We start from the raw sequence: 1,029 nt of genomic DNA on the forward strand, positions 1-1,029 counted from the left end.
GAATTCCAAATGATAATCGGCATGAGGAAGGCCGAACATGACACCGTCATACCCGTTATGCTGTGAAAATTCTCCTATTCGTTTCAAACACAGTCCCTCTTCGTAAAAACGAATAATCTCATCAAGCTGGCCCGTAGGACGCGCAATTCGGATTTATGCTGCGTGAAAAGACGAAAAACCTTTTCCCATATTGTTACCATCTCCTTTTTGCACCATTTGATTAAAACGCTTTCAAAATCTCATCTGCTGAGCGAACGGTATTTCTTCCATCTTTCGAATGAAAAAACCCCAAGAGCAGCTCTTGGGGCTTATGCGCCGGGCGGAACACCTGCGTCATCAAAACGCCGTTCCAGGTTGACGAATTTGTTGTATTCTTTTACGAACGCAAGAGACACGGTTCCTACCGGGCCGTTACGCTGTTTGGCGATAATAATTTCGATAATATTTTTATTCTCGGTTTCTTTGTCATAGTAGTCATCACGATAAAGGAACGCGACAATATCCGCGTCCTGCTCGATACTTCCTGATTCCCGGATATCAGACATCATCGGCCGTTTATCCTGACGCTGCTCAACACCCCTGGAAAGCTGGGAAAGCGCGATAACTGGGACTTGCAGCTCCCTGGCAATCGACTTCAGTTCACGGGAAATTTCAGATACTTCCTGCTGACGGTTGTCCTTTGAACGACCGCTTCCCTGAATCAATTGCAGGTAATCAATCAAAATCATGCCCAGCCCGCTTTCCTGCTTCAAGCGGCGGCACTTGGCACGGATTTCGCTCACCCGAATACCCGGTGTATCATCGATGTAAATCCCGCTGTTCGACAGGCTTCCCATTGCCATCGTCAGCTTGCCCCAATCCTCTTCGGTCAGGTTACCTGTACGGAGATTCTGGGCATTGATATTTCCCTCGGCACAGAGCATACGCATAACGAGCTGCTCGGCACCCATCTCAAGACTGAAAATCGCGACGCTCTCATCGGTTTTCGTCGCCACGTTTTGTGCGATGTTCAGGGCAAAGGCTGTTTTC

At 48.2% G+C, this 1,029-nt stretch carries 2 protein-coding genes; both read right to left on the reverse strand.

Features of this window, described 5'->3' with window-relative positions:
• The coding region (locus ACWHAR_RS23310) for a VOC family protein (RefSeq protein ID WP_452087979.1) at positions 1-153 on the reverse strand (153 nt) is incomplete at its 3' end.
• 155 nt (positions 154-308) lie between these two features.
• Positions 309-1,029: DnaB-like helicase C-terminal domain-containing protein (locus tag ACWHAR_RS23315; RefSeq protein WP_452087978.1), on the reverse strand; the 721-nt coding region annotated here is incomplete at its 5' end.

The sequence above is a fragment of the Bacillus sp. LR--39 genome (genome assembly GCF_053613335.1).